The organism is Micromonospora sp. S4605 (genome assembly GCF_003176715.1).
GTDB classification, from domain to species: domain Bacteria; phylum Actinomycetota; class Actinomycetes; order Mycobacteriales; family Micromonosporaceae; genus Micromonospora; species Micromonospora echinaurantiaca.
Genome location: NZ_QGSW01000200.1, coordinates 1 through 7,034, shown reverse-complemented (window position 1 = coordinate 7,034; position 7,034 = coordinate 1). Strand labels below are relative to the sequence as shown.

At 68.6% G+C, this 7,034-nt stretch carries 5 protein-coding genes and 2 pseudogenes; 5 read left to right on the top strand and 2 right to left on the bottom strand.

Annotated elements, in window-relative coordinates; translation table 11 throughout:
* Nucleotides 1–63: 63 nt before the first annotated feature.
* Together DLJ47_RS36305 and DLJ47_RS16150 are read right to left on the bottom strand one after the other, a co-directional pair.
* Entirely contained in the window at nt 64–1,272 is a 1,209-nt protein-coding gene (locus DLJ47_RS36305; RefSeq protein ID WP_199235871.1) for a hypothetical protein, read from the bottom strand.
* A pseudogene (locus tag DLJ47_RS16150) lies at nt 1,269–1,364 on the bottom strand (SigE family RNA polymerase sigma factor); the annotation flags it as partial. The pseudogene DLJ47_RS16150 and the gene DLJ47_RS36305, both read right to left, overlap by 4 nt.
* Before the next feature lie 64 nt (nt 1,365–1,428).
* Here DLJ47_RS16150 and DLJ47_RS16145 point away from each other — a divergent pair.
* The 5 genes and pseudogenes from DLJ47_RS16145 to DLJ47_RS16130 all read left to right on the top strand — a co-directional run bounded on the left by DLJ47_RS16145 (nt 1,429) and on the right by DLJ47_RS16130 (nt 6,102).
* Nucleotides 1,429–2,340 carry a hypothetical protein gene (locus tag DLJ47_RS16145; protein WP_146228102.1) on the top strand — a complete coding sequence of 304 codons (912 nt, stop codon included), beginning with the start codon at nt 1,429–1,431 and terminating at the stop codon, nt 2,338–2,340.
* A gap of 49 nt (nt 2,341–2,389) precedes the next feature.
* Nucleotides 2,390–3,774: pseudogene (locus DLJ47_RS16140) on the top strand (IS1380 family transposase).
* 182 nt (nt 3,775–3,956) lie between these two features.
* On the top strand, nt 3,957–4,622 hold the full coding sequence (locus tag DLJ47_RS36925) for an ATP-binding protein (protein ID WP_233257853.1): 666 nt from the start codon (nt 3,957–3,959) through the stop codon (nt 4,620–4,622).
* A gap of 60 nt (nt 4,623–4,682) precedes the next feature.
* Nucleotides 4,683–5,870: a hypothetical protein gene (locus DLJ47_RS36920; protein ID WP_233257852.1), complete on the top strand. Its 1,188-nt coding sequence runs from the start codon at nt 4,683–4,685 to the stop codon at nt 5,868–5,870.
* Nucleotides 5,764–6,102, top strand: a complete 339-nt coding sequence (locus DLJ47_RS16130) for a GNAT family N-acetyltransferase (RefSeq protein WP_342447636.1) — start codon at nt 5,764–5,766, stop codon at nt 6,100–6,102. Before DLJ47_RS36920 ends, DLJ47_RS16130 begins: the two co-directional genes overlap by 107 nt.
* The last annotated feature ends 932 nt before the right edge of the window (nt 6,103–7,034 follow it).

The following is a 7,034-nucleotide window of genomic DNA, read 5'->3' as shown; positions in this document are numbered from 1 at the left end:
CCACATAACCAAGATCAAAGAACATGCCAAGGGCGTGGACACACGACTCTCTCTAGACATGCATCAATCTTCGCTGCTCAACGCCCAGATTCCGATGATCGTTTGACCACAAACTGCGGAACCCGGGTGCATGTCGGCGAGGCTGGCCGGCTCGGCCCGCTCGGTGACCTTCTTCCCGTCGGCGTCGACCAGGATGACTGTGTACTTGCCGCCGCTGCGCACCCGGACCACCAGCGAGCCGTCCGCCTGGAAGTAGGCCTGCCGCAGTTCACGGCCACCCAGCGGCAAGGTCACCTCCCTGCCCGTCTTGGTGTCGAGCACGGCGTTGACCACCAGGTCGCGGGCGGCGTCACCGTAGGTGCCGTCGCGGTCGATCCGGAACAGCGCGATCCGCCGCCCGTCCGGCGAGATGCTGGCGACGTCGAAGCAGACGTACCGGCTGCCCTTGCTGCCGAGGCCCGGGATGGTGCGCCGCCCGGTGCCGGTCCGGTCGGTGACGACGACCGTGCCGTTCGAGCCGTCGGCGAAGGCCACCGTGTCGTCGGCCGCCCAGACCGGGTGGCAGCCCTGGAAGCCGGCCACCTCGGTGAAGGCGCCGGACGAGACGTTCAGCAGACCAGCCTTGTCGTAGCTGCCGTCCGCCGCGCCCAACCGCACAGTGAGCTGCCGGGAGTTCGGTGACCAGGTGGGCGACCAGCACATGTTGTCGACCAGGTCGTGGAGCTTGCGCTTGCCGGAGCCGTCGAGGGCGGAGGTCCAGAGCGCGCCGCCGTCCTCCACCCAGGCCACCCGGCGGCCGTCCGGCGAGACGGCGGCGTTGTCCCGTGCCGCACGGAACGGCAGGGCGAGCCGTCGGGTCGGAGTGTTCCCCGGCGTCCAGGAGTAGAGACGGGCGGTCTCGGCGTCGCCCGAGACCGGGCCGTAGTGGAGCCGGTCGAACGTCGCGGTGTCGGGGGGTCCGGCCGGATCGCCGGAGACCGGCGCGGACGGGCTGTCGGTGACCGAGGGCGTGGCTGACGGCGACGCCGACGGCAACGGGCTGGCGGTGACCGACGGGGTGGTCGCCGGGAGCGGGTCGGTGCCCCGGTTCGGCAGGATCGCGAAGGCGGTGCCGGTCGCGGCGGCCAGCATCACCACCGCCGCGGCGGAGGTCGCCACCGCCCGCTGGATGCCGATCCGGCGGGACGTCCGCAGCGCGCGGTCCCGCAGGTCGACCGGGGTGACCTCCGCGGCCAGGTCGGCCAGGTCGAGCCGGAGACGCTGGTCGTTCATCGGGCGCTTCCTTCCAGGACGTACAGCTCGGCGAGCTCGGGTGCGACGGCGCGCAACTTCGCCAGCGCCTTGGAGGTCTGGCTCTTCACGGTAGTCAAGGCGCTATAAAAGCCACGCACGGTTCGCCCGTTTGCGACGTCGGTCAGTTTCTGCACTATGGACGGCATGGCGCCCGTTCCCAGTACCCGATACGCGGACTTCATCGCCGCAGCTCGACGCGTTGCGCCGTCGGTGCTGCTGCCAGCGCTGGCGAACGCCTCTATCCAGCAGCTCGACGGCAGCATCTACCGTCCCCGTGCGAACGATCTGATCCAGGCGTGGATCATTGCGGCGGCTGCACGGGAAAACACCGCGTATGGCAATGAGCACCGGCAGCAGACGGTGGCCCTCAAGGACTTGATCCGAATCCGGAACACCTACCTCGAGTTGCACGACCCGTTCCTCAACGCGGTCGGGCAGCCAGGTGCGGTGGAGTCACTGATGGTCCGGACCGTGTTCGAGCAATTCCCGTTCGCACACTCCCGGTTCGAGGACCTATCACGCATTTTGTTACTCTTCGAACGGGATTACTCCTCGCTGAACTGCGAGGTGCTCTCCGTATCCTCATGGGAGCAGGTACTGGGCGCGCCGCTGGAGCAGTTCATGCGTGCAGCGTTCTTTATCTTGGTCGGCGCGCTCTGCAACGGCGGACTGTTCAACCCGGGCTGGCTCACCATGCCCCACTTCACGCCGGTGTTCGACGCCTACGACATGGCGCCGGTCCAGGTGCTGGAGATCTTCGACCGGGTGTTCGTAGCCGACTTCGCCGATGTACGAAGCAGAGCAGGGGTTAACCGGAACCCCGATCCGCACCTGCGGCGGTTCGACCCGAATCCCCTCCTGGAGACGCCGTTCGTGCGAATGCCCGACGGCACCAATTTGGCCCCATGCGTGCATCTCGTCGCACAGCGGGTCAGCCCCGCGTCCCTGTACTACGTGGGCCTTAGCCTCGATCCGTGGATCGGACCGGTGTGTGACGCTGTCGAAGACGGCGTGGAAATGACGAGAGTGCCCTCTGGGCTGCGATGATCGGGTTTCTCTAGGACCCAGATCGGTGCGGCTCGGAAGGACACTCTCGGTGCAAGGATCTCATGCCTTTCAGGCGGATGGCGCGGTGTTCGACGAGGACAACCTCGTGTCGCACGCGGGCTTGGTCCCGGTGCTGGAACTGGCCGAACAGGCCGGGTTGTCACAGCTGCTGGATCAACATGTCCGGTTCGTCGATGAGCGGGTGAAGTCCGGGGCGGCGAACCCGACACCGAAGCTGACCTCGATCATCGCGGGGATGGCCGCCGGCGCGGACAGCATCGACGACCTGGACGTCATCCGCTCCGGTGGGATGAAGCAGGTGTTCGGCGGGGTCTACGCATCCGCGACGCTGGGGATCCTCTTGCGGGAGTTCACCCACGGCCATACCCGGCAGCTGTCAGCGGTACTGCGCCGCACCTGATCGCCCTCGCCCGGCAGACCCCGATCCTGCACGGCATCAGCGAACAAGCATTCATCGACATCGACTCTCTGCTGCGCCCGGTGTACGGCCACGCCAAGCAGGGAGCCTCGTTCGGGCATACGAAGATCGCCGGGAAGACCATCCTGCGGCGGGGCTTGTCCCCGCTCGCGGTGACCATCTCCACCGAGACCGCAGCGCCGGTGGTGGCCGGGGTGCGGCTGCGGGCCGGACGTGCCGGCTCCTCCCGCGGTGCGGCGAGCATGGTCACCGAGGCGGTCAACACCGCCAAAGCCGCCGGCGCGCACGCGGACAACATCCTCGTGCGCGGCGACTCCGCCTACGGCAACGGCAAGGTCATCGCCGCCGTCGTCAAAGCCGGCGCCCGGTACTCGTTCACCCTGACCAAGAACGAAGCGGTCAACGCCGCGGTCGCGGCCATCCCCGAGGAGGCATACACACCCGTGCACGACCCGGGCGCGGTCACCGACCCCGACACCGGTGAGCTGATCTCCGACGCCCACGTGGCCGAGGTGCCCTACACCGCGTTCGCCGGCAGCCGTCACCGCATCACCGGCCGGCTCATCGTCCGCCGCGTGCTCGACGCCAACACCCAGGACCCGCTGTTCCCGGTCTGGCGCCACCACCCGTTCCTCACCGACAACACCGAACCGACCGCCGAGGCCGACATCACCCACCGCCGGCACGCCATCTGCGAGACCGTCTGGTCCGACCTCATCGACGGGCCCTGGGCCCACCAGCCGTCCGGATCGTTTCCCGCCAACGCCGCCTGGAACATCCTCGCCGCGATCACCCACAACCTGCTGCGCGCCGCCGGCACCCTCACCGGCAGCCCCCGCCACGCCGTAGCCCGAGGTGCCACCCTGCGCACCCACCTGGTCAACATCCCCGCCCGGCTCGCCCGGCCCCAACGCCGACCCGTGCTGCACCTGCCCACGCACTGGCCCCGGGCCGACGCCTGGCTCGCCCTCTGGCGGGCGGTCTTCGTCACCTGAACGCCCCCGCCCACGCACGCAACACCCACCAGCACACGCATCCGCGCCCCCACCCGCCGACCAGGAACCGAGCACGCTGGACAGACCAGCAGCACAACCACGCCCCCAGCCGACCAAAGACCGTCTCAACCGATCAAGCGATCAACCCGAATCCGATCCACGGATCGAGGCTTAAGGCGTCAGTGGCCGCAGGTCCGAACGGCTTGCCTGCACCTGCCGACGGCGGCGCCGCGCCCGCGAACCCAGATCTCGGCGCCCGTTCCAGGGAACGGACCGACGCCATCCTCGCGGCGCTCAGTAGCCAGCAGCCCGACGATCTCGTGTACACGCCTCCGGCCGACGTCCAGCAACTGGTTGCGGACTTCCTCGTCTCGACCGCCCGCGTCTACCTGGTCACCGGCCCCCCGGGCTGCGGCAAGACCAGCTTCACCCGCCATCTGGCGACTCAGGCTCCCGGAGTGGATGTTCAACTGCTGACCGCGGACTCGTGGACCGAGGACGTCGACCTGGCGCGGGAGATCCTCCGCTACGGCTCTCTGCCGGCGGGCGTGGATCCGCTGCTGACCCTCGAGGGTGAGAGCCAGAGCCTGTCCAGGCCTCTGCTCGTCGTCATCGACAGTCCGCAGTCCCGCGCCGTCGTGGACAAGGTCTGCCGGCAGCTCGACGGCACGCTGCGGCAGGTGCTCTCGGGCAACCTGAGGTTCCTCCTCGTACTGCGCACACCGCCGGATGTCGAACTCGCGCCCTACCCCGTCCTGTCCGCAGCGGTCATGACCGGTCAGGATCACGGTGTCGGCCCGTCGCTGCGGCTGGACCGCTGGGACGCCGGCACGGCCCGGGACGTGTAGAACGCGCAGCGGCACGAGAGTGAGCCCCCGTTCGACGCCCTGCCCGCCAAGATTCGCAACTTGGCCCGCCTGCCGCTGTACATGAGCCTCATCCGGGCCGCCAAGTCGACTGAACCGCTCGGGCAGACCAACGCCTTCCGGCTCGTGGAATTCTGCGTCGCCTCGATCCTGAAGGCGGCGAGCCTGGACGTCGAACGGGCCACGGCGGACCTGACGGCACTCGCGCGGATGCAGCTTGCTGCGGCATGGACGCATCACCTGCTTCCCGCGATGGAAGCCGACCCGCCAGGGGATGTCGGAGACCTCACCGCGTCCCCGGTCGCGAGACTTGTGCGGTCCGGCCCGTCCGGCGGCCTGACGTTCCATCACGACGTCATCCGTGAGTATCTCTTCGCCCGGTGGCTCGCCCAGCTCATCGAGGCCCACGGACGCTCGACCATCACCATCGAGCTGCTCAACGACCTTGCCGCTCGCACGAGCACGTCAGGCGACCTGCGAGGCGTCCTGGAATTCCTGTTGCAGGGCTTGGACGCTACGTCGCCGGAACTGCTGGCCGCCGTCGCACAGTCACCATCGATCAGCATCACCGAGACGCTGCCCTTGATGCTCGAACTCACCGGTGAGAGCCCGGCGTTCACCACCGCCGAGGTGCTGCGCGTGTGCGCCTCCCGCTGCCTGCACGACAATGGCCTACCGCTTGCCAGAGCCCTCCTGCACACCAACGCAGCCGCGACAGCACTGGGCGCTGAGTACCCCCGATGGATGCTGCGGGTCCTGCGCCGCTTCGGCCCGGCAGTATGGTCCGACATCGTGGCGTGCGTCGAGACGCAGCTGCCCATAGCGGCCATCCACGACTTCGTTCGTCTCGCGCAACTCGACACCGTAGAGGACGCGGTGTTCCTCGCCCGACACTTCTACGTCTTTCTCACCGCTGACGACGGCACTTCCCAGGAACTGAAGGCACTCCTGGCTCACCCCGACTGGCGAGCCCGCGCCGCCCTCGCCGAGGGGATCCGAGCGGGCCACGCGATCCCACACCAGATGATGATCTCTGGCGCTGGGAGAGCCGTACATCAGGCTGCGGGGCTCATCGGACTACTGGCTGTACGCCACGCTGTTCGCCAACACCTGCCCACTCGCCATCATCGAGGGGCAGGTCGCCGGAAGCGTGATCGCCTTCCGAAGCCAGGTCGACCCCTCGGAAATCTACCTGCAAGACGTGATGACGCATCCTGGCCACCGCCGTGAGGGCATCACACGGGCGCTCGTAGAAGAAATTCACCGGCAAGGCTCTGCCTGGGGATGCCGACGCCTATTCCTCACGTCAGAACCCGACAACCACGCCGCGCACAGAGCGTGGCTCGCTCTAGGCTTCCGCAACGTTGCGGGAGACACGACCAAGGCTGGCGTGGCTGTGATCTACGACTACAAGGGGCCGGGAAAGCACCGCGCCGTGTACGAGCGACCGATCAGCGGCTAGCGACAAGCGGCCCGCCCAAGTGCCGAATCCTGGGCATCTCCTTGCCAGACGTAGGAAATCCCTGAACATCGCCGAGTCCCAACGTCGGACAGGCGGCGGCAGACCGTGGGCGGCGCGACAACGGACGCCGCAACGACGCAGCGCGTGCACGATCGTTAGCGTTCGGGTGAAGCGGGCCGCGCCCGCCCCGAAGGGGGGCGGGCGCAGGTCACGCGGCGCGTGGTGGTGCGGGTTGGTGGAGGCGGAGCAGGCGGGCGAGGGTGGCGGCTTGGTCGACGGTCGGGAGGCCGGCTTCGGCGGCGAGGGCTTGGATCTCGGTTTCGGTTGCGGGGTCGGTCAGGTAGCGGGCCATCGACAGCGTTCCCGGCAGGGCCGGAGGTTCGGTGTCGGGGTGTGCAGTCGGGGCCTCGCCGCCGGTTGTCCGCGTGGGCGGGGTCGACGGCGACGGGTGCGGTGTGTTCGCGCGTGATGTCTGGTCACGGCGTGTGGCCATGTCCCTCCCAGGACGGCTCGTGGCGTGAAGTCGACGTGTCGGGCCATGGGCATCTCCCTAATCGGTGGTAGGAACTCGCTGCAGAACGATCGCCGGATCCGGCAGGCGGGGTCGGCGTGCGGTGGAGGGCTGCGGACTGTAGCTCCGGTGGCCGCGAAAAGTGAAGACGTTCGCCACTCACAGCGACTCACAGCGGCGTGTCGTCCGCGTGAGTGCGCGGCGCGGGCGCGGGGCGCAGCCGCCGAACAACGCGGCTGACAGACTCTGACAGCTCCCGTCCGACGCCCAGTCCGCTTCTGTCGCCTCGGCGCGCGCCCCGGGAGGGGCGACGGCTACCGCCCCGGGCGGGTTGGCGGGTGCAGGCGGGTTCGGCGGCGTGTGGGGCCTTCAGGCCGCCGCACGCGCCGCGTGTCCCGCCACCTGTCTCTTATACCCCTCT

Excerpts from the sequence above, each read along its gene's own strand:
- DLJ47_RS16145 (WP_146228102.1), top strand. The coding sequence starts at position 1,429 with ATGGACGGCATGGCGCCCGTTCCCAGTACCCGATACGCGGACTTCATC.
- DLJ47_RS36305 (WP_199235871.1), bottom strand. The coding sequence starts at position 1,272 with ATGAACGACCAGCGTCTCCGGCTCGACCTGGCCGACCTGGCCGCGGAG.